The organism is Pseudorhodobacter turbinis (genome assembly GCF_005234135.1).
GTDB classification, from domain to species: Bacteria; Pseudomonadota; Alphaproteobacteria; order Rhodobacterales; family Rhodobacteraceae; genus Pseudorhodobacter; species Pseudorhodobacter turbinis.
In genome coordinates this window covers 1,465,249-1,488,750 of the sequence record NZ_CP039965.1, presented here as the reverse complement: position 1 = coordinate 1,488,750, position 23,502 = coordinate 1,465,249, and the positions used below count along the sequence as shown (strand labels likewise).

Annotated in this window: 22 protein-coding genes, 1 pseudogene and 1 riboswitch; of the genes and pseudogenes, 14 read left to right on the top strand and 9 right to left on the bottom strand. The window is 60.6% G+C overall.

Annotated features, from left to right (window positions below):
• The first annotated feature begins 2 nt into the window (after positions 1-2).
• From cobN to cobJ, 5 genes are read left to right on the top strand one after another with little or no spacing between them, the layout of a single operon-like run.
• Positions 3-3,287 carry a cobaltochelatase subunit CobN gene (gene cobN / locus EOK75_RS19680; protein WP_137195683.1) on the top strand — a complete coding sequence of 1,095 codons (3,285 nt, stop codon included), beginning with the start codon at positions 3-5 and terminating at the stop codon, positions 3,285-3,287.
• Positions 3,280-4,428 (top strand): cobalamin biosynthesis protein CobG, encoded by a 1,149-nt coding sequence (locus EOK75_RS19675; RefSeq protein ID WP_137195682.1) that lies wholly within the window; start codon positions 3,280-3,282, stop codon positions 4,426-4,428. Before cobN ends, EOK75_RS19675 begins: the two co-directional genes overlap by 8 nt.
• Positions 4,418-5,047, top strand: a complete 630-nt coding sequence (locus EOK75_RS19670; RefSeq protein WP_137195681.1) for a precorrin-8X methylmutase — start codon at positions 4,418-4,420, stop codon at positions 5,045-5,047. Before EOK75_RS19675 ends, EOK75_RS19670 begins: the two co-directional genes overlap by 11 nt.
• The gene (cobI, locus tag EOK75_RS19665; protein WP_137195680.1) at positions 5,044-5,772 is read left to right on the top strand and encodes a precorrin-2 C(20)-methyltransferase; all 729 of its coding nucleotides are present in this window, start codon (positions 5,044-5,046) and stop codon (positions 5,770-5,772) included. Before EOK75_RS19670 ends, cobI begins: the two co-directional genes overlap by 4 nt.
• A complete protein-coding gene (gene cobJ / locus EOK75_RS19660) occupies positions 5,769-6,521 on the top strand; it encodes a precorrin-3B C(17)-methyltransferase (protein ID WP_137195679.1) in 753 nt (250 codons plus the stop codon). The genes cobI and cobJ overlap by 4 nt, the downstream gene beginning before the upstream one ends.
• Here cobJ and EOK75_RS19655 read toward each other — a convergent pair.
• On the bottom strand, positions 6,494-7,249 hold the full coding sequence (locus EOK75_RS19655; protein WP_137195678.1) for a cobalt-precorrin-6A reductase: 756 nt from the start codon (positions 7,247-7,249) through the stop codon (positions 6,494-6,496). The two genes, cobJ and EOK75_RS19655, sit on opposite strands and share 28 nt — an antisense overlap.
• Here EOK75_RS19655 and cbiE point away from each other — a divergent pair.
• The 7 genes from cbiE (at position 7,248) to cobF (ending at position 13,369) form a co-directional block, all read left to right on the top strand.
• The gene (cbiE, locus tag EOK75_RS19650; protein ID WP_137195677.1) at positions 7,248-8,447 is read left to right on the top strand and encodes a precorrin-6y C5,15-methyltransferase (decarboxylating) subunit CbiE; all 1,200 of its coding nucleotides are present in this window, start codon (positions 7,248-7,250) and stop codon (positions 8,445-8,447) included. The genes EOK75_RS19655 and cbiE overlap by 2 nt on opposite strands.
• Entirely contained in the window at positions 8,444-8,812 is a 369-nt protein-coding gene (locus EOK75_RS19645; RefSeq protein WP_137195676.1) for a cobalamin biosynthesis protein, read from the top strand. The genes cbiE and EOK75_RS19645 overlap by 4 nt, the downstream gene beginning before the upstream one ends.
• Positions 8,809-9,603: a precorrin-4 C(11)-methyltransferase gene (cobM, locus tag EOK75_RS19640; RefSeq protein WP_137195675.1), complete on the top strand. Its 795-nt coding sequence runs from the start codon at positions 8,809-8,811 to the stop codon at positions 9,601-9,603. The genes EOK75_RS19645 and cobM overlap by 4 nt, the downstream gene beginning before the upstream one ends.
• Positions 9,596-10,921, top strand: coding sequence for a cobyrinic acid a,c-diamide synthase CobB (locus EOK75_RS19635; protein WP_137195674.1), 1,326 nt, complete (start codon positions 9,596-9,598; stop codon positions 10,919-10,921). Before cobM ends, EOK75_RS19635 begins: the two co-directional genes overlap by 8 nt.
• Entirely contained in the window at positions 10,918-11,652 is a 735-nt protein-coding gene (gene cobA, locus EOK75_RS19630) for a uroporphyrinogen-III C-methyltransferase (RefSeq protein ID WP_137195673.1), read from the top strand. The genes EOK75_RS19635 and cobA overlap by 4 nt, the downstream gene beginning before the upstream one ends.
• Before the next feature lie 18 nt (positions 11,653-11,670).
• Positions 11,671-11,853: riboswitch (cobalamin riboswitch) on the top strand.
• 51 nt (positions 11,854-11,904) lie between these two features.
• Entirely contained in the window at positions 11,905-12,585 is a 681-nt protein-coding gene (locus EOK75_RS19625) for an energy-coupling factor ABC transporter permease (RefSeq protein WP_137195672.1), read from the top strand.
• 46 nt (positions 12,586-12,631) lie between these two features.
• On the top strand, positions 12,632-13,369 hold the full coding sequence (gene cobF, locus EOK75_RS19620) for a precorrin-6A synthase (deacetylating) (protein WP_137195671.1): 738 nt from the start codon (positions 12,632-12,634) through the stop codon (positions 13,367-13,369).
• Here the strand turns inward: cobF and nagA are convergent.
• The 6 genes from nagA to EOK75_RS20980 form a co-directional block, all read right to left on the bottom strand.
• The gene (gene nagA / locus EOK75_RS19615; RefSeq protein WP_137195670.1) at positions 13,349-14,497 is read right to left on the bottom strand and encodes an N-acetylglucosamine-6-phosphate deacetylase; all 1,149 of its coding nucleotides are present in this window, start codon (positions 14,495-14,497) and stop codon (positions 13,349-13,351) included. The two genes, cobF and nagA, sit on opposite strands and share 21 nt — an antisense overlap.
• Positions 14,494-15,522: an SIS domain-containing protein gene (locus EOK75_RS19610; protein ID WP_137195669.1), complete on the bottom strand. Its 1,029-nt coding sequence runs from the start codon at positions 15,520-15,522 to the stop codon at positions 14,494-14,496. Before EOK75_RS19610 ends, nagA begins: the two co-directional genes overlap by 4 nt.
• Positions 15,523-15,524: 2 nt before the next feature.
• On the bottom strand, positions 15,525-16,430 hold the full coding sequence (locus EOK75_RS19605) for a glucosamine kinase nucleotide-binding domain-containing protein (protein WP_137195668.1): 906 nt from the start codon (positions 16,428-16,430) through the stop codon (positions 15,525-15,527).
• Between the two features lie 391 nt (positions 16,431-16,821).
• Positions 16,822-18,648, bottom strand: coding sequence for a TniQ family protein (locus EOK75_RS19600; RefSeq protein WP_240794149.1), 1,827 nt, complete (start codon positions 18,646-18,648; stop codon positions 16,822-16,824).
• 10 nt (positions 18,649-18,658) lie between these two features.
• Positions 18,659-19,651: a TniB family NTP-binding protein gene (locus EOK75_RS19595; protein ID WP_137195666.1), complete on the bottom strand. Its 993-nt coding sequence runs from the start codon at positions 19,649-19,651 to the stop codon at positions 18,659-18,661.
• A gap of 13 nt (positions 19,652-19,664) precedes the next feature.
• Entirely contained in the window at positions 19,665-19,919 is a 255-nt protein-coding gene (locus EOK75_RS20980) for an integrase core domain-containing protein (protein ID WP_168199314.1), read from the bottom strand.
• 170 nt (positions 19,920-20,089) lie between these two features.
• Here EOK75_RS20980 and EOK75_RS19585 point away from each other — a divergent pair.
• A protein-coding gene (locus EOK75_RS19585; RefSeq protein WP_137192138.1) for an IS3 family transposase occupies positions 20,090-21,177 on the top strand; the annotation gives its coding sequence in 2 pieces (ribosomal slippage) (positions 20,090-20,351 and positions 20,351-21,177; 1,089 coding nt in all).
• A 40-nt stretch (positions 21,178-21,217) separates the two neighbouring features.
• Positions 21,218-21,526: pseudogene (locus EOK75_RS19580) on the top strand (LysR substrate-binding domain-containing protein); the annotation flags it as partial.
• Between the two features lie 4 nt (positions 21,527-21,530).
• Here EOK75_RS19580 and EOK75_RS19575 read toward each other — a convergent pair.
• Entirely contained in the window at positions 21,531-22,559 is a 1,029-nt protein-coding gene (locus tag EOK75_RS19575; RefSeq protein ID WP_168199312.1) for an NAD(P)/FAD-dependent oxidoreductase, read from the bottom strand.
• Positions 22,560-22,944: 385 nt separating this feature from the next.
• A complete protein-coding gene (locus tag EOK75_RS19570) occupies positions 22,945-23,397 on the bottom strand; it encodes an Lrp/AsnC family transcriptional regulator (protein ID WP_137195662.1) in 453 nt (150 codons plus the stop codon).
• Between the last annotated feature and the right edge of the window lie 105 nt (positions 23,398-23,502).

Sequence of the window (23,502 nt, the reverse complement as noted above, 5' to 3'; positions counted from 1 at the left end):
AAATGCACGTTGTCTTTCGCGAAAGCCACGGGTTGGACGAGGCCGACACCCCCACCGATCTGGGCCAAAGCCCGGGTGATCTGGTGGTGCTGTCGTTCTCGGACAGTGACCTTGGCGCTTTCGCGGCGGGCTGGCGTGCGGGTGGCGGGTGCGAGGGCCGTTTGCCCAGCCTGCGTTTGGCCAATCTGGCCGCGCTGAAACACCCTCTTTCGGTCGATACCTATGTGGAGCGCACGCTTGAGGGCGCCAAAGCCATCCTGATCCGGCTAATCGGCGGGGTGCCCTATTGGCCCTACGGGTTGCAAAGCGTGGCCGATCTGGCCCGCCGCAAGGGGTTGGCGCTGGCGGTTTTACCCGCAGACGGGCGCCCTGATCCACGGCTGGATGAGGTGTCCACCCTGCCCAAATCTACCCTGCGCCGCCTGTCACAGCTTTGCGATACCGGCGGGGAAATCGCGGCACAGGCAGCACTGGCGCAATTGGCACTTGCCGCGGGGCTTTATACCGGCCCTGTGGTCGGCGCAAAGGTGCTGCCGCAAGTCGGCGCGTGGTTGCCGGAACATGGCGCCTGTTGCCCACTGATGCGCGATCCCGCCCGCCCTCTGGTCTTGGTGACGTTCTACCGGACATGGCTGGCCGCCGCCGATATGGCCCCGATGACCGCGCTGACACAGGCGTTGCGGGACGCGGGCTTTACCGTATTGGGACTGTTCGCGCCCTCGCTCAAAGCGCCCGAAGCTGCACGCTGGCTGTCCCGCCAAGTGGCCTTTCTTGGGCCGGTCGCGATCATCAACGCCACCTCTTTTAGCGGCAAGGGCGCGAATGGGGTGTCGCCGCTGGATTTAGCTGAAGTACCGGTTTTTCAGGTCGCGCTTTCAACCGCTACGCACAGCGCTTGGGCGGAATCGGCACGCGGTCTGTCGCCTGCCGATCTTGCGATGCATGTTGTGTTGCCAGAGGTGGACGGGCGGTTGTTTGCAGGCGTCGCCTCCTTCAAAGACCCTGACACCCGCGACCCCGATCTGCAATTCTCTCGCCACGCGCATCGCCCCGAGGCCGATCGGATCGCCGCGATTGTGGCAAAGGTCGCGGGCTGGACTAACCTTGCCGCCCGCCCCGCCGCTGACCGCAGGCCTGCCTTGATCCTATCCACCTATCCGGGCAAGGACTGGAATATGGCCCATGCCGTGGGGTTGGATGCGCTGGCCTCTGCCGAGGCGATCTTGGCGGATCTGGCGACGGCGGGCCACAGCGTATCGCCCGATGCCCGCCCCCTTTCAGATGCACTCTCTGCACCGTCTGAGGCATGGCCGCTGGCCGAATACCGCGCGGCCCTGTCATCCCTGCCCCAAGAGCTACAGGACGACCTAAACGCCGTCTGGGGTGCGCCCGAAACTGATCCCGCCTGCCATGACGGTGCGTTTCATTTTGCCGTCACGCGGCGGGGCGGCGCGCTGATCGCTCTACAGCCTGAACGCGGCTCCCCCGATCTGCGCGATGTCGAGTATCATGACCTGATGCGCACGCCGCGCCATGGCTATGTCGCCTTCTATCTGTGGCTGCGGCAACAGGCGGATGTGATGATCCATATCGGCGCGCATGGCACGCTGGAATGGTTGCCGGGCAAATCGGTCGCCCTATCGGATGCCTGCTGGCCCGAGGCCTTGGTGGGCGCAATGCCCGTCATCTATCCCTTTATCGTCAATGACCCCGGTGAGGCGGCACAGGCCAAGCGGCGCATCGGGGCTGTGACCTTGGGCCATATCCCGCCGCCTCTGCGCCAATCGGGCGCGCCACAGCGGCTTTCGCGGCTGGAATCCCTGCTGGATGAGTTTTCCAATGCCGACGGGCTTGACCCGCGCCGTCGTGACCGCTTGCAAGGCGACATCCGCGCCGAGGCACAGGCCTTGGGCGTAGAGGCCGATCTGGGCCTTAGCGCTGCGACCTCATTGGCTGAGGCGATCACCCGTATCGACAGCTTTGTCTGCGATGTCAAAGACAGCCTCTTTGGCGACGGGCTGCATATCTGGGGCCGCGCGCCCGCCAGTCAAACCGCCTTTGATGGCGCAAGCGCCGCGCAGGCCGAACGCCAAGCCTTGCTGGATGCGGTGGCGGGGCGGCGTATTCCGGCGGGGCCGTCCGGCTCCCCTTACCGTGGGCGTGGGGATGTTTTGCCCACGGGGCGCAACCTTTATACCACCGATCCCCGCGCCGTCCCCAGCCGCGCCGCCTATGCCCAAGGCGTCAAACTGGCCGAGGAGCTGGTCCGCCGCCACCTGCAAGATCATGGTGATTATCCACGCGGGTTGATCGTCGATCTTTGGGGCTCTGCCACCATGCGCACAGCCGGAGAGGAATTCGCCATGGCCCTGCATCTGTTGGGGGTGCGGCCCGTCTGGGATGCCAATAGCGAACGGGTTTCCGGCATCGAGGTGCTGCCCTTGGCCGAGATGAACCGCCCGCGGCTTGATGTGACCCTGCGCGTCTCGGGGCTGTTTCGCGATGTGTTCCCCAATCTGTCCGCGCTTTTCACAAGTGCCGTTCGGGCGCTTGCCGCCCGCGATGAGGCGCCCGACTGGAACCCCTATGCAGGCACGGATGCGGGCGCGCGGGTCTATGGCCCGATGCCCGGCAGCTACGGTTTGGGCATGGGCAACAGCCTGACCGATTACAGCGCCGAGGGCCGCGCCGCGGCAGGGCAGGCATGGCTTGCGGCCAGTGCCTGGGCGCTTGATGGCGATAAAACAGTGCGTGATGAGGCCGGCATCGCCCAACGGGTCGCGGCGGCAGACAGCTTTGTCCACTTGCAGGATTTGCCCGAAACCGACCTGCTGCTGGCCGTGGATTATGCCGCCCATGAGGCAGGCTTTGCCGCCGCCAAGGCAATCACCGGCGGACAAGCCGCCCTTTGGCATCTGGACAACACCGATCCCGCCCGCCCCCGCGCCCGCAGCCTGCCCGAGGAAATCGCCCGCGTGGTTCAGGCCCGCGCTGCCAATCCGGCATGGATCGCGGGCATGCACCGCCACGGGTTTCGCGGTGCCGCCGAGATTGCCGCGACCTTGGACAACATGGCCGCCTTTGCGCATCTGGCCGATGTGGTCGGCCCCCATCTGTTTGATCTGTTCCATGATGCAACCTTGGGCGATACCGATGTCACTGGCTTTTTGCAGGCAGAAAACCCACAAGCCCTTGCCGCCCTGCGCGCCCGATTTGCGGCGCTGCAAAAGGCCGGGCTATGGCAGTCGCGCCGCAACTCCATTCTGGCGGGGATGGCCGATGGTTGACCCGATTATCCAAGGCTGGTGCCCCGGCAGCTATCGCCCGATGATGGCAGGTGACGGCTTGGTGGTGCGGGTGCGCCCGCCGCTGTCGCAGGTCTCGCCCGCGCAACTGGCCGCTTTGGCCGATCTGGCCGAAGATCACGGCACCGGCGTGATAGAGGCGACCTCACGCGCCAATCTGCAAATCCGGGGCGTGGCCGAGGCCCGCTTTGCCACGCTTTTGGCCGCACTTGACGGGCTGGGCCTGATCGCCGCCTCGGCCGAGCTGGAGGCCCGCAGCAACCTTATCCTTTCCCCCCACCGCGAGGATAGCGTGGCCGAGGATATCGCCCACACTTTGCCCAAAACCCTGATGGATCTGCCGCCCCTGCCCGCGAAATTCGGTTTTGTTATCGATACAGGCGCGATGCGGCATCTGGCCACCACCAGCGGCGACATAAGGGTGGAGGGCACCAAGGACGCGCTGATCGTGCGGGCGGACGGGGCAGCGGCGGGACGAAGGGTCACGGATGCGAACGCTGCGGTACAGGCCTGTGTTGATCTGGCGCGGTGGTTCCAAGAGACTGGCGGGGTCGGCCCTGACGGGCGAGGGCGGATGCGCCGTCATCTGGCCGCAGGGGCCGTTTTGCCCCCCGCATGGGCGAACATCCCGCCACCGCCAACCGCCGCCCAGATGCAGGCCGGATCGGGCGCGGTCGGGGCGGGCTTTGGCCTGTTTCCCGCCGCCGCCCTGCGCCAGATCGCACGTGCCACAAGCCACCCCATACGGGTTACCCCCTTCCGGCTGCTTGTGCTGCGCAAGGCCGATCTGACAGGCTTGACACATCCCGACCTTATCCTGTCGCCCGGTACGGGGCTGGCGGCGATCCACGGCTGCACAGGCGCACCCGCCTGCCCACAAGCCACCGTTCAAACCCGCACAACCGCCCGCGCGCTTGCGCCATTGTTGCCTGCGGGGAAAACACTTCATGTTTCGGGCTGTGCCAAGGGCTGTGCGCTCCAACGCCCTGCCGATTTCACCCTGGTCGGGCGGGATGGCCGCTTTGACCTTATCCGGGATGGCACGGTTGGTGCCCCCCCTTCACAATATGGCCTTGCGCCAGATCAACTTCCTCTCATCTTCGGACCCCAGAATGCCCTATAAATATGAAACCGACGGTGCCGCGATTTACCGGCAATCCTTTGCAATGATACGGGCCGAGGCCGATCTTGCACGTTTTGATGCGGATGATGAACAGGTCGCGGTGCGCATGATCCATGCCGCCGGGATGGTCGATCTGGCGGCGCATATCTGCTTTTCATCCGGGTTTTCCGCCGCCGCGCGCAAGGCTTTGGCAAACGGCGCGCCGATCTTATGCGATGCGCGTATGGTCAGCGAGGGCATCACCCGCGCGCGCCTGCCCGCCGAGAACGCTGTGATCTGCACCCTGCATGACCCCGCCACACCCGCCCTTGCCGCCAAGATGGGCACCACCAGATCCGCCGCCGCATTGGAGCTGTGGCGCCCCCATCTGGCGGGGGCCGTCGTCGCCATCGGCAATGCCCCCACCGCGTTGTTCCATCTGCTCAATATGTTTGAAGACCCCGCCTGCCCGCGCCCTGCCGCGATCATCGGCTGCCCTGTCGGCTTTGTCGGCGCGGTCGAAAGCAAAGAGGTGCTTTGGCAGGCGCAACCCACCCCCTGCTGCATCGTTGCGGGGCGTTTGGGTGGCAGTGCGATCACCGTGGCCGCCGTCAACGCCCTCGCGAGCCGTTCCGAATGAGGCCCGGCGTCATTCATGGTGTGGGCCTCGGCCCCGGTGCGGTTGATCTGCTGAGCGTGCGGGCCGACCGTCTGGTGCGCAATGCCAAACATATCGCCTTTTTCCGCAAGGCCGGTCGTGCAGGGCGCGCGCGCAAGATCGTTGAGGGCATGCTGCGCGCCGATGTCACCGAATTCGCGATGGAATATCCGGTCACAACCGAGATCCCGCTGGACGATCCGGCCTATAACGCCACGCTTTCCGCATTCTATGAGGAGTGCACCGCCCATCTGCGCGCCCTCGCCGCGACCGGTGAGGATGTCGTGGTGCTGTCCGAAGGGGACCCGTTTTTCTACGGCTCTTTCATGCATCTTTATGAACGGTTGAAGGACAGCAATCGGGTTGAGGTCGTCCCCGCGATCACCGGCATGTCGGCGGCCTGGACCGCGACGGGCCTGCCGATCACTTGGGGCGATGATATCCTGACCGTGCTGGCGGGCACCCTACCCATGGAAGACCTGATCCGTGGCATGTCGGGTGCAGATGCCATCGTGGTGATGAAAATCGGGCGCAACATCGACAAGGTGGTAGAGGCGCTGAAAACCTCGGGACGTTATGATGCTGCATGGCTGGTGGAATTCGCCAGCATGGAGGAACAGCGCGTCACCCCCCTGCGCGAGGCAACCGCACGCATCACGCCCTATTTCTCGATCATCCTTGTCCATGGTCAGGGGCGGCGACCATGACGGGCTGGTTGGTTATTGCGGGCCTCGGGCCCGGATCGGATGCGATGGTCACGCCCGAGGTCACCCAAGCCTTGGCCGAGGCCAGTGATGTCATCGGCTATATCCCCTATGTCGCGCGGATTGCACCGCGACCGGGCCTGACCCTGCACCCCACCGACAACCGCGTCGAGATGGACCGCGCCCGCCACGCCCTTGCCCTTGCGGCCGGGGGGGCGCGGGTGGTTGTGGTCAGCTCGGGCGATCCGGGGGTCTTCGCCATGGCCTCGGCTATTTTTGAGGCTGTCGAGGCCGGTGATCCGCAATGGCGCGCGCTGGATATCCGCGTGTTGCCCGGCATCACGGCGATGCTTGCGGCGGCGGCACGGGCTGGCGCGCCCTTGGGGCATGATTTTTGCACGATCAACCTGAGCGACAACCTCAAACCCTGGGCAGTGATAGAGCAACGCTTGCGCCTTGCGGTCGGGGCGGATTTCGCCATGGCCTTTTACAACCCGCGTTCGGCCAGCCGTCCCGAGGGGTTTGCCCGCACGCTGGAGCTGTTGCAACAGGCCTGCAATGATGCCCGGCCGGTGATCTTTGCCCGCGCCGTCTCTACCTCCGAAGAGGTGTTGACCGTGGTCCCCCTGCCCGAGGCGCGCCCAGAGATGGCCGATATGCGCACCATGGTGATCGTGGGTTCATCGCGCACACGGATGATTGCGCGCGACGGCGTGCCCTTTGTCTACACGCCAAGGTCGATCCCGAAATGAGCCAACCACGCCAGCACATCATCGACAGAGCTTACCTCCGCTCGCGGGGGAATGGCAGGCCGATCGATCATCAAAACCGGCAGGCCAAGCGCACGGGCGGCTGCGATCTTGGCAATGGCCCCGCTGCCGCCCGAATTTTTCGACACGATCAGGTCAATACGGTGATCGGTCAGCAAGGCCATATCCGCAGCCTCGGTAAAGGGGCCGCGCGAAATCAGGGCGTGATGATGCGGGAACGGCAAGGGCGTTTGCGGCGGATCAATCAGGCGCAACAGGTAGAAATGCTGCGGATGGGCGGCGAAATCCGCCAGATGCATACGCCCGACGGCCAGAAACACCCGCGCAGACAGGCGGTCCAGCGCGGCGACAGCGGCGGGCATATCGGGCACCACCTGCCAATTATCTTGCGGCTGCGGTTGCCAAGCGGGGCGGGTCAGGGCGACCAGCGGGATCCGGGTCACGGCACTTGCCTCGACCGCATTTGCGCTGATATTGGCGGCAAAAGGATGGGTGGCGTCGATCAGGTGGGTGATGCGGTGGGTGCGGATATACTCTGCCAACCCCTTTGCCCCCCCGAAACCGCCAACCCGCTGCGGCAAGGCCAAGGGTGCGGGGGCTGCCACCCGCCCCGCAAGGCTGACGGTGGCGGGCAGGCCCAGCGCGGCAATACGGCGACACAGGGCGGCGGCCTCAGTCGTGCCGCCGAGGATCAGAAGGTTGAGCGGCATGGTTGAAACCCCTTGGCTGACAATCATCGGACTTGGCGAAGATGGACCGGAGGGGCTGTCCCCCGCAAGCCGTGATGCGCTGACGCAGGCCAAAGTTGTGATGGGCCCACCCCGCCATCTGGCATTATTGGGCGAAACCTTGGCCAAACAGGTGGAATGGCCGGTGCCTTTTGCGGATGGGCTGCCGTTGCTGCTGGCTTTGCGCGGGCAGCGGGTGGTTGTGCTGGCCTCGGGTGATCCGTTTTGTTTTGGTGCGGGCAGCGTCATCGCCGCCCATCTTGACCGCCGCGAATGGCGCGCATTTCCTACCCCCTCGACCTTTTCCCTTGCCGCTGCACAACTTGGCTGGCGGTTGGAGGAAACGCTATGCTTGGGCTTGCACGCCGCCCCGCTGGCGCGCCTGCGCCCGCATCTGGCAAGCGGCGCGCGTGCGATTGTGCTGTTAAGGGATGGCCACGCGCCGCACGCGCTAGCCGCATGGCTTTGCGCCCAAGGGTTTGGCGAAACCCGCATGACGGTGATGGAATCCCTTGGCGGTCCAAGGCAACGGATCACGAATGCGCCCGCGCAGGCCCTACCGAACCGTGATTTCGCACACCCGCTTTGTGTCGCGCTAGAGGTTGCAGGCAACGGCCCCGCCCTGCCTCGCAGCAGCGGCATCGACGACAGCTTTTTTGAGACCGACGGCCAGATCACCAAACGCCCGATCCGCGCGCTGACCCTCTCTGTGCTGGAACCGCGTGCGGGGCTGCGGCTGTGGGATATCGGCGGCGGGTCCGGCTCTATCGCGGTTGAATGGCTTTTGACACATCCAACGACCCAAGCCGTGGCGATAGAGCCGCGTGCCGACCGTGCCGCCACCATCCGCCGCAATGCCGACCGGCTGGGCGTCGACCGTTTGCAGATCGTCGAAGGTCACGCCCCCAAGGCATTGGCCGATCTGCCCCGCCCTGATGCGGTCTTTATCGGTGGCGGGTTGTCGGATGGGATGTTGGACCATCTGACAACAACATTACCCCAAGGCACACGGCTGGTCGCCAATGCCGTCACGCTGGAATCCGAGGCATTACTGGCCTCTGCGCAGGCCCGCCTGGGCGGAACATTGCTGCGGATCGAACTGGCGCGCGCCGCGCCCTTGGGCAGCAAACGCGGCTGGAAGGCCAGCTATCCGGTCGTGCAATGGGCGGTGGTGCTATGATCATCGCGGGATTTGGGTTCAGGGCAGGTGCCAGCGCCGCAAGCCTACGCAACGCGCTGGTGCAGGCCGCAGACGGGCATAGGCCGGACTGTCTGGCCACCGCCGCGGCCAAGGCCCAATCCGCCGCGTTTCAACAGCTTGTCACCGAAACCGGCCTGCCCTTTCGCGCCGTTCCCGCCCATGATCTGGCCGCCATAAACACCCCGACCCAAAGTGCAGCCGCACAAACAAGCCATGGCACCGGCAGCGTCGCCGAGGCCGCAGCCCTTGCTGCCGCCGGCCCCCAAGCGCGACTGCTTGCACCGCGCATCATCTCAACCGACCGGCAGGCCACCTGTGCCCTTGCCATGACAGAGGACCCATGACCGTACATTTCATCGGCGCCGGCCCCGGCGCACCCGACCTGCTTACCTTACGTGGTCGCGATCTGATCGCCGCCTGTCCGGTCTGTCTTTATGCCGGATCTCTGGTCCCCGAGGCCGTTCTGGACCATTGCCCAAAAGGCGCGCGGATCGTGAACACCGCCTCCCTTGATCTGGATGCCATCATCGCAGAAATTCGCGCGGCCGATCAGGCCGGGCTTGACGTGGCGCGGCTGCATTCGGGGGATCTGTCGGTCTGGTCCGCGATGGGCGAGCAAATCCGGCGACTGCGTGCCGAGGGTATTGCCTTTACCGTCACCCCCGGCGTGCCAGCCTTTGCTGCTGCTGCTGCCGCGCTTGGGGCGGAATTGACGCTGCCGGGTGTGGCGCAATCGCTGGTCCTGACGCGCACACCGGGGCGGGCCTCCTCTATGCCGCCCAAGGAAACGCTGGTGAATTTCGCCGCCACGGGGGCCACGCTGGCGATCCACCTGTCGATCCAGAACGCAGCGCAAGTGGTGGCCGATCTTGCGCCTGACTACGGCGGGGATTGCCCCGTCGCAATCGTTTGGCGTGCAAGCTGGCCAGATCAGCGCATCATCCGCACCACCATAGCAGGGCTTGCCTCCGCAATCCCCGAAGGTGTCACCCGCACCGCGTTGATCCTTGTGGGGCCTGCCTTGGCACAAGAAGGGTTTGGCGAAAGCTGCCTTTATGCGGCGGATTATGACCGGCGTTACCGCCCGCAATCGGCAAACAGCCCTTGGGCAGAATGGACAGATGGAGATGACTGACCCCTATGACCGCAAACTTCCCGGCCTGATGATCTCGGCACCGGCTTCAGGCACAGGCAAGACCACCGTGATGCTGGGCCTGCTGCGCGCATTGGCCGAGGACGGGCTGGTGGTGCAGCCGTTCAAAAGCGGGCCGGATTATATCGACCCCGCCTTTCACCGCGCCGCCAGCGGACGGGCCTCGTTCAATTTTGATACTTGGGCGATGGACCCTGCACTGCTGGACGCGGTTTCGGCACAAGGGACGGGCGCGGATATCGCCGTGGCCGAAGGGTCGATGGGCTTGTTCGACGGGGTCGCCACACGCGGACAGACGGGCTTTGGTTCCAGCGCAGAGACGGCGCTGCGGATGGGCTGGCCTGTGATCTTGGTGATCGATGTCAGCGGACAGGCGCAATCGGCGGCGGCAACGGCGCTTGGCTTTGCGCGCTATAACCCCGACCTGCCCTTTGCGGGCGTAATCTTGAACCGTGTCGCCAGCCCCCGCCATGAGCGGCTGGCCCGCCTTGGCATGGAGGCTGCAGGCATTGAGGTGCTGGGCGCCCTGCCCCGGCGCGGTGATCTTTCCCTACCCGAGCGCCATCTGGGCCTGATCCAAGCGGTGGAGCACCCCGATCTGGAAACGGCGATTGCAGGCTATGCCACGTTCTTGCGCGCGCATGTCGATCTGGAACGGATCAAAACCTTGGCGCAGGGGCATGCGTTGGGGCAAGGCGCGCTGCCCAAACCACCGGCACAACGGATCGCCTTGGCACAGGATGCGGCGTTCTCCTTTACCTACCCGCATTTGCTGGAAGGGTGGCGCGCAGCAGGGGCCGAGATTTTGCCGTTTTCTCCCCTTGCCGATGAGGCACCGGATGCGGCGGCCGATCTGGTCTGGCTGCCCGGCGGTTATCCCGAATTGCATGCAGGGCGGTTGGCCGCAGCGGCGCAGTTTCGGGCCGGATTGCAGCACCATGCGCAAAGCCGCCCCGTGCATGGCGAGTGCGGTGGCTATATGGCATTGGGACAGGCGCTGATCGACAAGGACGGGGTGCGCCACCAGATGGCCGGTCTTTTGGGCCTTGTGACCAGCTATGAAACCCGCCGCTTTCACTTGGGCTACCGTCGCGCGGTCTTGCGCGCGGGCCTGCCCGGCTTTGCCGCCGGTCACGCCCTGCGCGGGCATGAGTTCCACTATTCCACCATTCTGGAACAACCCGACGCGCCGCTTGCCGATGTCTTTGATGCCGATGGCGGGCCGGTTACGGAAACCGGATCAATTCGTGGCCATGCCAGCGGCACCTTCTTTCACCTTATTACAGCAGAGACATCATGACCGGATTTGTCAGCATCATCGGCTCCGGCCCCGGCGACCCCGAGTTGCTTACCCTAAAAGCCGCCGACAGGTTGAAACGCGCCGATGTGGTGCTCTTTGATGATCTGGCCTCGGGTCCGATCCTTGCACTTGTGCGGCAGGGCGCGGATATGGTGGCGGTGGGCAAACGCGCGGGACGCCCCTCGCCCAAGCAAGATCACGTCAGCCGCTTGCTGGTGGATTATGCGAAAACCGGTCAGCGTGTGGTGCGGCTCAAATCCGGCGATAGCGGTTTGTTCGGCCGTCTGGAGGAAGAGCTTGTCGCCCTGAAAGCCGCAGGCATCGAATATGAGATCATCCCCGGCGTCCCCTCGGCCATCGCGGCGGCGGCGGCGGCGGGGCTGCCGCTGACGCGTCGCCTGACCGCGCGGCGGGTGCAATTTGTAACCGGCGCCGATACCAGCGGCGGCTTGCCCCCCGATCTGAATATGGCGGCCCTGGCCGATCCGGGGGCCACGACGGTGGTCTTTATGGGCAAGCGCAGCTTTCCCGCTTTGGCGGCGGCCTTGACCGCCCATGGCTTGCCCGCCGATACGCCCGCGCTTTTGGCCGAAGGGGTCAGCACCCCCGACCAGAAGCTTCAGCTTTCGACGGTTGAAGAGCTGGCACGGCAACTTGGTGAAAACACCGGCACCGCCCCCGCGCTCATTCTTTTTGGACCGCTTGCCACCGATTGCGCAAAGCTGGATTGAAACGCCGGTCACTTGGCGTCATAGTAAACCTCGAACGGTTCCCGAGAGGGATCAAAAGGGAACGGGGTGAAAAGCCCCGACTGCCCCCGCAACTGTAGGCGGATAGCGAGACTGGCAAAACCACTGGCCCCTTTGGGCCGGGAAGGGCCAGAACCGCGATGACCCGCAAGTCAGGAGACCTGCCGTTCTGAAACGCAACGCCGGAGCATCCGGCACCCATGGCCGCCGGGTGGGCGGTCCGGAGAGACTGATATGCATATCGAACCCGGCGTCGTAGATGGCGCCAAGATGGTCTTTGCCTATGCCACCGCAACCGCGGCTGCGGGCTATACCGCCAAGCTGATCGTCGATGATCTAAAAACCCATAACATTGTATCACTGGCCCTGCGGTCGGTGATCGCAATGGTCGGAACCTTTATCTTCTTTGAGGTGCTGCCCCATTTTGCCGTTGGCGTGTCAGAGGTCCACTTGATCCTAGGGACGACGCTGTTCTTGCTGCTGGGGGCGCCTGCCTCGGCCATCGGGCTGGCGGCCGGGCTTTTGGTGCAATCGCTCTTTTTTGCGCCGACCGATCTGCCGATGTATTTCGTCAATGTCACAACGCTGCTGTTCCCGCTGTTTGCGATTGATCTTCTGGCGCGGCGCGTTGTTCCGGCGCATGTGGCTTATGTCGACCTTAGCTATAGCCATGTTTTGAAAATGTCGGCGGCCTATCAGGGCGGTGTGGTGCTTTGGGTGGGTTTTTGGGCGATCTACGGTCAGGGCGTGGGGGCCGATAATCTGGCGGCCATCGGGTCCTTTGGTGCAGCCTATATGCTGGTGGTCCTGATAGAGCCGCTGGCCGATCTGGCGGTTCTGGCGGGGGCGAAATCCTTGCACGGACTGAAAGGATCACCGCTGTTGACCAACCGCCTGTATCATCAGCACAGCTAATGGATCAAGCGTTCGGGCCACAGCAAAGGCCCGGACGCGTTCAACAATGCAGACATTATTTCTTATTGGTATCGGCACCGGCAACCCTGACCATCTGACGGTCGAGGCCCGAAAAACCTTGGCCGAGGCCGATCTTATCCTGATCCCGCGCAAGGGGGCGGATCGCGCCGATCTTGCCGACCTGCGACGTCAGATTGTGGCCTCGGTCTTGGGGGCGGATGCGCCTGTGGTCGAATTTGACCTGCCCCGCCGCGACCCCGCCTTGCCCTATTTAAAGGCGGTCGAGGACTGGCACGACCGGATTGCCGCCGTTTGGGCCGCCTCCATCCCGCCTTCGGCCAAGCGGGTCGCCCTGCTGGTCTGGGGGGACCCTTCGCTTTATGACAGCACGCTGCGGATTGCCGCGCGGCTGTCGCCTGCGCCGAAAGTTCGGGTTGTTCCAGGGATCACCGCGCTGCAAGTGCTGACGGCGGCGCATGGCATTCCCCTCAACACATTGGGCGGGGATTTCACCGTGACCACCGGCCGCCGCCTGCGCGATCATGGCTGGCCCCAAGGCGCTACCACGCTGGTGGTCATGCTGGATCAGGGTGCTGCGTTCGAGGTGCTGGAGGGCAGTGCCTATCATATCTGGTGGGGGGCCTATCTGGGCATGGCGAACCAGCTGCTCCATGCCGGTAGGCTGGATGAGGTTGGCGCCGAGATACGCTCCATGCGGCAGGCCGCACGGGCGGCGCATGGCTGGATCATGGATATCTATTTGCTACGCAGGGTTGATGCCTGAGCCAATCGGGGTGTAGCGGTGTTTGTCATCCAACCAGATGCCGTTCCACCGCTGGCCGGAGGTAAAGCCGCCAAGCCCGAAATCTGTCGTCAACAGCTTGGCAGGGCCAGAGGTCACCATCGCATACGCCCGTGCCGGATCAATTCCGACCTCGTCGATCATCACCGACAGCGCGCGTGAGAAATCAAGATCCGCGCCCGCCAAAGTACCATCCTCAAGCCGCAAATCGCCGTTCTCTCGCAACACCCGCCGCCCGTTAAGGGTGAACTCCGTGATATCCGATCCGGCGGTGGCCATCGCGTCCGTCACCAGAAAAATCGCCGCAGGCCCCTGTTTGGCAGCCAGCGCCAAACGCATCGCGGCGGGATGCACATGAATACCATCAGCAATCATCCCCGCTGAAACCGCCCCGGCTTGCAGGGCCGCCCCGACCAACCCCGGCTCTCGGTTGCCAAGCTGGCTCATGGCATTGAAAAGATGGGTGACACAGCGCGCGCCCGCCGCAAAGGCAGCCTCAGCCTCGTCAAAGCTGCAATCGGTATGACCGATTGAGACGATAACGCCCGCCCCGCTCAGCCGTGCGATCTGTGCGGTGCTGACGGATTCGGGCGCGACCGTGATCATCACATTGGGCAAGCGTTGCGCCGCATCGCACAGGAAATCCTCGTCTGCCTGCTCCATCTTTCGGATCAGCGCAGGGTCATGCGCCCCTTTGCGCGCCAGCGACAGATGCGGTCCCTCAAGGTGGATGCCGATGATCCCCGAAACTCCTTTCCGGATCGCCGCTTCAACCGCGTCGACGGCGGCGCGGGTGCGCTCGACCGTATCGGTGATCAGGGTCGGCAGCAGCGCCCGCGTGCCTGTTGTGGCATGTGCCTGTGCGATTACAGCCAGACCTTCGGCCGAAGTTTGGCTGTTGAACATCACCCCGCCGCCGCCATTGACCTGAAGATCAACAAAGCCCGGCATCAATGTGCCACCCGCAAGCGTGATGCGTTGAAACCCCGCCGGAATATCCCCCTCAGGCAGGATAGCGCGGAAAACCTCGCCCTCCAGTAAGATCGCCATGCCCGGTTGCAGACCGCTGCCGTCAAAAATATCCGCCCCGATATAGGCGCGCTGTGTCATAGTGTTTCCGTTACTTTTTGAAGGTGGCGCGGGGCGTCGGGATTGATCCCGCGCGCACGGGCGAGTTGCTCCACCATCGCATAAAATGACAGGATCAGTGAAATCGGATCGGTCAGCGGATGGGCCGTACGGGCACAAGGCAGGGCGGTGGCTTGACTGGCTTTATCCGAGGTCACAAAGACCGCAGCGCCTTTTGCCGCCATCGCATCGGCCACGCCGACCACAGATTGCTCTGCCGCGTCGGCCGAGACAAAGGCCAGCACCGGAAAGCCGCGATCCACAATCGAGACCGGACCGTGCAGCACCTCGGCCGAGGAAAAGGATTCCGCGTGAAGCTGGCAGGTTTCCTTGAACTTCAGGGCCGCCTCGCTGGAAATCGCATAGGCAGGGCCGCGCCCCAAACAATAAAGCGACGGCCGCGCGGCGATCTGGTTGCCAAGCGCGCTCCAATCCATCGTCACCGCTTGGGACAGCACCTCTGGCAAGCCATGGAGGGCCGCCAACAAGGCCCGATCCTTGCGCCATTCCGCCAGCAGCCAAGCAAGTGAGACGATAGAGGTGACGAATGTCTTGGTCGCCGCCACGCTTTGCTCGGCGCCCGCATGAAGTTGCAGCGTATGGGTGCTGGCCTTGGCAAGCGCGCTGTCAGGATGGTTGGTCAGGGCAAAGGACAATGCCCCGCCCGCAGTTGCCATTTCGGCCATGCGCACAATATCAGGGCTTTTGCCCGATTGCGATACCGCCAGACAGGCCCCCCCTTGCAGGGTCAGCTTGCGCCCGTAGATGGAGGCCACAGATGGCCCGACCGAGGCCACGGGAATACCCGCCTCCATCTCACAGATATACTTGAAATAGGTAGCGGCATGGTCCGACGACCCCCGCGCGACAGAAATGATAAACTTTGGATCGCAGGCCGCCAAGGCGCGCGCGCCCGCCGCCATACCGGATTTTCCCTGTATCAAAAGGCTTTCAACCGCATCGGGAATTTCAAGGATTTCCCGACGCATATGGGTTTGATGGGGCATGCTCACTCCTTTGCCAACCGAAGCGTTTCCATGTTCTGATGGGCCTGACGCGCCAAAAACAACGCACCGTCAAGGGCGGTGCCAAGCGGGGCGACCAAACGGTCACGAAACCGGGTTTCGAGATAGGGCGCATAGTGCGGGCCAATTCCGCCTGACAAGCAAAACGGGCCTGATTGCCCCGCCGAGGCCGCCGCGAAACAGCTGTTCAAATAGGCCGCACCTTGCCGCATCAAATCGCTGGCGGTTTCATCCCCGACTTTGGCCGCCTCCACGATTTGGGGGGCGAATGTCGCGTAATCAGCTGGCAGGGCCGCACTCGCAAAATCAACAAGCGTGGTCGGCACGTCCCCGAATTGCGCCATGATTGCGCGCGTCAGGGGGCTTTGCGCCGCCAACCCGTCATGCGCCAGCAGGCAGCGCATCAAAGCGCCCCGTCCCAACCATGCACCCGAGGCCTGATCCGACAGATCAAAGCCCCAACCGCAAAAATACCGATGGGTCTGTGCAAAGCGTGCGGCGACCAAAGTGCCGGTCCCAACCGCCGCCAAAACGCCGTCACCCTGCCCCAAGGCCCCCGCAAAGGAGGTTGGCCGGTCATCCGTCACAACGGCCCGCGTGAAAGGCAAAACCGCCCGAAACCGTGCCGCGTCAGCCTCTTGCATAATGCCGGCCAGCCCGAGGTGAATGGCACAGCACCGCAGCTGCGCGGGCAGCAGCCCCACGCTTTCTGCCGCACAGGTAATGGCCGCCATCACATTGGCCCTTGCCTGATCCGGATCGGTGGAAAAATTTGCGGGACCGGCCTTTGCCGTTGCAAGCACGGAACCGTCAAGCGTCGCAAGCCCGGCCCGGCAGCCCGTGCCACCGCCATCAACCCCGATGACGCAACCGTTTTCCACAATACCCATAAGATACCTCTAGCATATCCATTTGCCCGCAAAAGAGAAATCCCCGCAAGTCACCCCAATAGCTATTGCTTCGATACTGCCGCGTAAATCGCCAAATATACAGAGTGGTTCGTCGACCGTCAGAGTGGCCGACCTTTTCCGGCATTGCCATTTCGGCCGCCAACTGTCGACGCGGGTATAGTTATGCCAAGCAGATTTTCGAAATCAAAAACATACGTTCAAAATCAATAAGTTGAAGACACCCCCAAATAAGCACGTGTCAAATGCACAGCCACTTTTGCCAAGGGTGCGGGTATAGTTTTGCGCCGGAAATCGGGGTAAGTTTTGCCATAATGAGCACAAAAAAAGACCGCCCCGAAGGGCGGCCTGAGTTTCTCGATATTGGCTTGGCTTAAAGGTCTTTTCGTCGGAATACTTTTGCTTGGAGCGACTTAAACTCCATGATCGGTTCAATACCCGCCTTGCTCAATTTTAGGCCCATTGTTCTCGTAACAATGCCATGCTCGGCAGCGAGATCCTGAAGCTTGACGTATTTCTCGCAAAACCGTTCCACCTCTTCTTTGGCGTAACAATACCGGACCGTGCCACGCGCGTTGGTAATGGTGGAAGCATTGAGGAACAGCTCCCCGTCCGTGTCACGGTTTACACGAAGGAGATCAATTGCCAGAAGCTTCAGGCCAATTAGATCAGACACGTTTTTTGGCGACAGCCCATGTCCAGCCACTTCTGCTTCAGACACCATCCGCACATTTTCAGGATCAACAAAGACTGACTTAAACCGCAGTTCTTCCGCTCCGGTCTCGACCCGAGGCAGTCGTCCTGCGAGCACAAGAGCAACGATATCCGCGACAGGCACACGGGCTATTTCAGACGCAGCAATAACGTCAGCCATACCATCGCCTGCTGAGGCCACAGGTTGCCCCGCGCGCCTGAACCGAGCAAGAAAATCGTCAAGATCATCATTCGCGACATTCGACAATAAGCCGCCTATTATCGACGGGTCGTTCCCGAGCTTGTTCAAGATACCATTTTTGACCATCATCTGTGCCTGCGTACGGTTACAGTTCAGATAATCTGGTATCTTTTTAATGGGAGTAGAATTTGTAATCCGATGTGCCAGTGCTTCGCCGTCATCTGCATTAAAAGTTCTTCTGCTTTCGAACTCAGCAGGGTTCCCTCCCGCAAGCAGCCCCGTAAGAACCAAAGCTCTATTGAGTGTCTTCCGGTGAACCCCGCTCACCTTGGATAACGTAGTCACCGTATGCCGTTTCCGTTGTAGCACAGTGGCTCCGAACAGGACCGTACCTGGTTCGACGGGCATATGATCGATAATAAAATCCCGCACGACATCCTTGATCGGACCCGGATCTTGCTTTGACGTGTTGAACTGGAGCCATTTATAAACCCCACCCAATGCTGACTGTGGGCCACCCCAGCGTTTTTCGACCGTCGCTTTTTGCACAATCTCTTCCAGCAACTGGTAAATGCCTTCGGCCCCCTGAGATACAGCTTCCATGCCAACTGAGCCCGCTTCGTCCCATTGCTGAATTGTCAGATCGTCGATGTCGGTATGGGCCCCATGGACGCGGTAGACGCCCAGCATTTCACAAGCACGCGCCGCTTGATCGATACGCTGTGCATCCATCCCGCCGGGCCCTACTGCGCCCAACAACCTGCCCCCAACATACATCTGAAGTGGCGAAACGCTTGCGGCCTCCGCGACGGCAACTTGATCAGAAAGTTCCTGATCTGATGGCGCGACCTTATCCATGTTCTGGAATCTCTCAAAGTACCCAAGGTTCTTCCGCCGGGTGAGGTAAATACCATGGCGTGGACACATGCGGACAGGATCCAACATCCACGAAAAGCGCCCTACCCTGTCGCCATGTGCCTCCTCTGTAGCATCATCAAGTAAGCACGCTGGGCAATAAGTTGTGAAGCCGCGGGTAATGAACGTGGAACCGAAGATTTCACCGTTGTAGGTCAATAGCCGTTCGCCAGCTTTCTGGGTACCACATCTCAAGATTTGCGTTTCTGAAACGCCTGTCAACTTTGACAGGCGTTCCACGGCATAATCGCTAAGGTCCATCACATCGAGCTGACTGATCCGCATCAATTCCAGAAAATCTGCGCAGGTCAGGCCAGTGTGAAAACGGGCGACACGGCCACACCAGGAAACGGTCGTTTCATCGGCATATGGAGCCAAGATGGGAAGCATGTGCACGATCTCAAACCTTCTCCAGCTTTTTCTTTTGTCGCTTTGTACGCGCCTCGTCGTATTCCTCCGCTCCCGCTTCGAGCGGGATGGAAAGCCAGTGATCGCTAAGAAAGACATTGGCACTCGGATCGCAACCTTCCTGCATAGCCCAGGCTTCGGCAAAATGATCAATAGTGAGGATCTTATCGTCCTCCCACAGCGCACATTCGATGGCATTGATGATCGTATCTATACCACGCCCGAAGCGGTGACGGCTTGCGGTAATCAAGCGCGCCATAACATCGGCATTGACGCGAGCCTTGATTGAGACCTCTTCGCAATAGTACTCAACCAGAGAGATCAAACCAAATTCGTCAACGCCATGCTGAAGGTTAGAAGGCACTATCTTTGTAAATCGTCGCGAAACCTGGGGATCTAATGCGGCTACCTCTGCCAAGCGTTCTGTCCCACTCAAAATGGGAATGACCGCATGTTCGCCCTGCATCAGGGATTTGATCATCCGCAAAGAGGTTTCAGTATCACTGGCAGAACGCGCCATGATGAGATCCTGTGCTTCATCTAACCAAAGGACACGAATCCCGGCAACACTCAGGCGCTGACTAACCGTCTTCCAGATGAACCATAATTTCGCGTTTTGCGTTACAGTGTCCACGCCCAAAGCGGCGAGGATCGCCAAGCCAACGCTTTTCAATGTTGCGGGGCTCGGCACCTGAATTTCAAGGTACCGCGGCGCACCCGTATCAGGATTATGTGCCAAAAACGGTGCTTCCTGAAGCATGGTGCGCACCGCGGTTGTTTTGCCGCCACCTGGCTTTTCAATGAGGATTACGCCTCGAGTTTCCTGCCCCGCGGTGTAGCGGCAAGGTACTGAGGTCATTTCCCCCGAGCTATCGACTTCGAACAAACGATAGAGATGTTTCTTTAGCTCGCGATCGCGTTCGGATGGAATATGGATTTCGCGCAGTTTCTGGATTTGCGCAGCGGTTGAGGTTGTAAACTCCATGGTTATGCTCCCGTTAGTTCCCATCTTCCATATCAGCGTCCCATTGTTCCAACGGGGTTCGGCCACCAAGACCCTCGTGCGGCGAGTTGTGATAAATATCGACAACCCAGCGCACCAAGACGAAAGCAACATCTTCCGCATTCAGACAAGCTCTTTTCTCGGATTTATAATCCCCTCGCTCAATAGAATTCGAGAAGGTGCGCCCCACCAAACGTGGCATTAAATCGGTGCTTAATGTGCCAAAAATACGCTCACCCGTCCCGCGCATACCGGGAACACCTGCGTGTGTTCGTAATGTTGCGACACGCAGATCGAGACAGCAATTGGTGAACGCCTCAGACTTAAAGGCTGGGCCGTTGTCTGTGACGGTAATCCCCCCCGAAAGTAAGGGGCTGCGGAAGTAGAATTTTCTCGGCAAGATGAACGAGGAGATTTTGAATGAAAATGACCAGATATAGCGAACCCCAGATCCTTGCGATCCTGCGCCAAGCCGAAGGTGGTGTGCCGGTGGCCGAGCTTTGCCGTGAACATGGCATGAGCAATGCGTCGTTTTACAAATGGCGTGCGAAGTATGGTGGCATGGATGCATCCATGGTCAGCCAGATGAAAGCCATGGAGGAAGAGAACCGCAGGCTGAAGCGGATGTATGCAGATCTGAGCATGCAGGCGGACTTATTGAAGGAAGCCCTCGGAAAAAAGTAACGGGGCCATCTCAGCGCCGCGAGATGGCCGAAACGGCGGTAGAGCGACGGGGCGTCAGCATCGCGCTGGCGTGCCGGGCCTTCGAGGTCAGCGAGACCTGCTATCGTTACAGCCCGAAGCTGAAAGACGAGAACGAGGTGATCGCCGATCTGCTGACAGGGCTGACGGATGCGCGCAAGACTTGGGGATTTGGCCTGTGTTTCCTGCATTTGCGCAACGTGAAGGGGCATCCGTGGAACCACAAGCGGGTCTACCGGATCTACTGTGAGCTGGAACTGAACCTGCGCATCAAGCCGCGCAAGCGGCTGAAACGGGAGAAGCCTGACGTTCTGGCGGTCCCGAACAGACCGAATGTGACCTGGTCCATGGACTTCATGGCGGATCGCCTCGGCGACGGCAGGGCTTTTCGGCTTTTGAATGTGTTGGACGACTTCAACCGCGAAGGGCTGGGGATCGAGGTTGATTTCTCGCTCCCTGCCGAACGGGTCATCCGCAGCCTTGATCGCATTATCGAATGGCGCGGAAAACCGGGCACGATCAGGGTCGACAATGGGCCGGAATATATCAGCGAAACACTGAGAAAATGGGCTGAGAAACATAGTGTTACGATCCAGCACATCCAACCCGGACAGCCCCAGCAGAACGCCTATGTCGAGCGCTACAACCGGACGGTTCGGCATGAATGGCTGGATCAATACATCATCGAAAGCATCGAGGAGGCTCAGGATCAGGCCACACAATGGCTCTGGACATATAACAACGACCGCCCGAACATGGGCATCGGCGGCATCACACCCGCTATGAAACTGAAAATGGCCGCGTAAGTTCTACAGATGCACCCCGTTAAAAAGGGGGCGATTACCCTATGAAACGGTGCAAGTAGATAGTTTGGTTGCCCAGATTGAAATGGTAAAAGCCGGTATGGGCCTCGCCATCCTGCCAAAGGCAAGCATTTCAACGCTCATTTCCTCCGGCCACCTGACAGAGATAAATGTCCAAAAGAAAACATGCAGTGTTATTTATAGAATTTACGGTCGCCAAAGCGAGCTTTCATCTTCCTTGAAAGGCATCGTCGACGTTATCAAGGATATCTGCAATTTTGAAAAACATGGCCAATATATAGCTGAACGCAAACCTCTCAGCAAAAAAATCGTAACTTCGGCTGCATCCTGAAACGTTAGCTTTTCATGCCAACGAACTTTCCAAATCTGGAAAGGTTGAATTTGGTATCAACAAAGCTGTCAGCTCTGCCAAATAGCACGTCAGACAGGACAGATGCGGACACCGCGGCATGAGTCAGGCCCAGATGATGATGGCCGAAGTTATATAGGAGGCCCGGATGCCGTCGTGCCCGCCCGATTGCAGGTAACGAGTCTGGCAGCATCGGCCGGTTTCCCAACCAGCGGCTGGCTCCGGAACGGTTGAGATCAGAGAAGACCTGTTTCGCATGTTCAAACAAAAGGTCGGCGCGCTTTTCGTTTAGTGGTGTCTTTTCCGAAGCAAATTCGGACGTACCCGCCAGACGCAAGCCCTTGTTCATGGGCGTCGCGATAAGACCATGCTCGGCGACCGCGACTGGCCTTGAAAGCGATACGCCTGATTGCGGCAACATGAGGTGATACCCGCGCTCCGATTGGAGAGGCATTGTATACCCAAGGGGCCGCAGCAACCGGTCGGACTGATAGCCCGCTGCAACAACAACATTGGCGGCATCGAACGCGCCCGCACCCGTAGAAACGGTCCAGCCATGATCGCTGCGTGTCAGCTTATCGGCCTTTGCTGCGATTATTTCTCCGCCACGGCTCTCAATTGCCTGTGCGAACCGGCACCCTAGCGCAAATGGATCGACGCAGTGACCATTCCCGCTAAAAAACAGACCCCCGCTAATCTGCCCGTCAACGGCAGGTTCCAGAGATTTAACCTGCTCTGCTGTCAACACTTCGACTTGAACACCAGAGGATCGCAGAAACCCGGTTTCGCGAATGGCAGCTGCGAACGTCCGTTCGTCTGAGTAGACAAAAATACTACCCCGGGCCTGGAAAAAGGAGGCGCATTCGGCAGCCTCCAAAAGCGGTGTGTAGGCCAGCAATGCACGCTCATTGAGGTAGCGCAAACCCTGAGTAACGGCCACGCGGCATTGAGGCATCAAGGCCCGAAGCAGGCGAATCCCCCAAGGGATCATGCGGGGTAAATACAATGGCTCCACCGCGAGGGGCCCCTTCGAAGATGCCATAAGATATGGAAGACGACGCAAAACCGCAGGAGAAACCACGCTTTCAACACGGTTACCCTCTCGTGGTTAAACAAGCGTTCAAGCGCGACTTCAAACACCGTCGAATGGTGAAGCGCCCGCAGTGCCCAAGAACGCGTCGGGAAACACTTTGCTACTTTCGGCAATGCACTGGCGCGTAGCTCGCTTAATGAGGCTAGTTTCAAGTCGTATAAAAACAAGCGATATTTAATGATGTAATCACATCAACAAAAGTAATGCTGCCGTTGGTCAGCAAATACGTTCGAGCGGAATTTATATAAGAATCATAAAGCAAGCTGCCCGGTTGTGTCGGGCCGCTTCACGCGGGCATGACCCGTCTTTACGGCAAGTATGCCTGAATATTTTTCAAACTGCGCAACACGAAGCTGGATCGCGAATGTCGGATACCAGGCACCTTGTACAACTTCTTTCTCAAGAACTCTTCGTAGCCACGGGTGCCTTGCACCGCCACTTTAATCAGGTAGTCGTATTCCCCTGTGGTCAAGTGAACCTCAAGGACTTCGGGCATTTGTTGCATCTTTTGCCCGAAGATCTCCAATGTCTCGTCATCATGCCGATCCAGGACAATTTCGATCAGAACGATCTCTGAGGCACCCAATTTTTCTTGATCGAAAATTGCATGGTAGCCGGAGATAACCCCTTTTTGTTCCAATCGACGGAACCGTTGCCAGCACGGGCTTGGTGACAAACCTACCTCTTGTGCAAGCTGCGCATTTGAAATCCTCCCGTCTCGCGCCAACACCTTGAGAATCCTGCGGTCCATCTCGTCCATTACCAAGGCCTTGCTCACCGAATGAATCTCCCTCACTCTTGCCAGATCAAAGAATAATATTTCTGTATATCAAACATGGGTAGCGTAAAATGAAAACCTCTTCTT

Excerpts from the sequence above, each read along its gene's own strand:
- EOK75_RS19655 (WP_137195678.1), bottom strand. The coding sequence starts at position 7,249 with ATGCCGCTCAACCTTCTGATCCTCGGCGGCACGACTGAGGCCGCCGCC.
- nagA (WP_137195670.1), bottom strand. The coding sequence starts at position 14,497 with ATGACACAGCGCGCCTATATCGGGGCGGATATTTTTGACGGCAGCGGT.
- EOK75_RS19675 (WP_137195682.1), top strand. The coding sequence starts at position 3,280 with ATGGTTGACCCGATTATCCAAGGCTGGTGCCCCGGCAGCTATCGCCCG.
- EOK75_RS19645 (WP_137195676.1), top strand. The coding sequence starts at position 8,444 with ATGATCATCGCGGGATTTGGGTTCAGGGCAGGTGCCAGCGCCGCAAGC.
- cobA (WP_137195673.1), top strand. The coding sequence starts at position 10,918 with ATGACCGGATTTGTCAGCATCATCGGCTCCGGCCCCGGCGACCCCGAG.
- cbiE (WP_137195677.1), top strand. The coding sequence starts at position 7,248 with ATGGTTGAAACCCCTTGGCTGACAATCATCGGACTTGGCGAAGATGGA.
- cobM (WP_137195675.1), top strand. The coding sequence starts at position 8,809 with ATGACCGTACATTTCATCGGCGCCGGCCCCGGCGCACCCGACCTGCTT.
- EOK75_RS19670 (WP_137195681.1), top strand. The coding sequence starts at position 4,418 with ATGCCCTATAAATATGAAACCGACGGTGCCGCGATTTACCGGCAATCC.
- cobN (WP_137195683.1), top strand. The coding sequence starts at position 3 with ATGCACGTTGTCTTTCGCGAAAGCCACGGGTTGGACGAGGCCGACACC.
- EOK75_RS19570 (WP_137195662.1), bottom strand. The coding sequence starts at position 23,397 with ATGGACGAGATGGACCGCAGGATTCTCAAGGTGTTGGCGCGAGACGGG.
- EOK75_RS19610 (WP_137195669.1), bottom strand. The coding sequence starts at position 15,522 with ATGCCCCATCAAACCCATATGCGTCGGGAAATCCTTGAAATTCCCGAT.
- cobJ (WP_137195679.1), top strand. The coding sequence starts at position 5,769 with ATGACGGGCTGGTTGGTTATTGCGGGCCTCGGGCCCGGATCGGATGCG.
- EOK75_RS19635 (WP_137195674.1), top strand. The coding sequence starts at position 9,596 with ATGACTGACCCCTATGACCGCAAACTTCCCGGCCTGATGATCTCGGCA.
- cobF (WP_137195671.1), top strand. The coding sequence starts at position 12,632 with ATGCAGACATTATTTCTTATTGGTATCGGCACCGGCAACCCTGACCAT.
- EOK75_RS20980 (WP_168199314.1), bottom strand. The coding sequence starts at position 19,919 with ATGCGCGGGACGGGTGAGCGTATTTTTGGCACATTAAGCACCGATTTA.
- EOK75_RS19600 (WP_240794149.1), bottom strand. The coding sequence starts at position 18,648 with ATGCTTCCCATCTTGGCTCCATATGCCGATGAAACGACCGTTTCCTGG.
- EOK75_RS19595 (WP_137195666.1), bottom strand. The coding sequence starts at position 19,651 with ATGGAGTTTACAACCTCAACCGCTGCGCAAATCCAGAAACTGCGCGAA.
- cobI (WP_137195680.1), top strand. The coding sequence starts at position 5,044 with ATGAGGCCCGGCGTCATTCATGGTGTGGGCCTCGGCCCCGGTGCGGTT.
- EOK75_RS19625 (WP_137195672.1), top strand. The coding sequence starts at position 11,905 with ATGCATATCGAACCCGGCGTCGTAGATGGCGCCAAGATGGTCTTTGCC.
- EOK75_RS19605 (WP_137195668.1), bottom strand. The coding sequence starts at position 16,430 with ATGGGTATTGTGGAAAACGGTTGCGTCATCGGGGTTGATGGCGGTGGC.